Annotated in this window: 1 pseudogene; it reads right to left on the bottom strand. The window is 61.5% G+C overall.

The annotated features are described in order from the left end of the window. Positions 1-239: pseudogene (locus SM755_RS24145) on the bottom strand (hypothetical protein); the annotation flags it as partial.

The raw sequence follows: 239 nt of genomic DNA, 5'->3' as shown, positions 1-239 counted from the left end.
CGGCCATCCGCTCGCGTACCGCCGCGTTCGTCAGCCAACCGTCGCCGTCGAGCAGGGTTCTGACGTACGCGTCCTGCTTTCGGCTGAGGCGGTCGAAAAAGTTGTCCGGAAGCTCTACAGCGTTTCTATGGTTCGTATCGTCCGCCGCGTCGGGCACATCGACTTCCCGATCCCTGTCGGATTCGGCATCACCGGTCAGAGCGATAGAGACGATTTTAGCCGCCTGCTCCTCCGAAACC

The sequence above is a fragment of the Natrialba sp. PRR66 genome (genome assembly GCF_034808065.1).
GTDB classification, from domain to species: Archaea; Halobacteriota; Halobacteria; order Halobacteriales; family Natrialbaceae; genus Natrialba; species Natrialba aegyptia.
The sequence above is the reverse complement of the archived record's forward strand: the minus strand, read 5'-3'. Positions and strand labels throughout refer to the sequence as shown.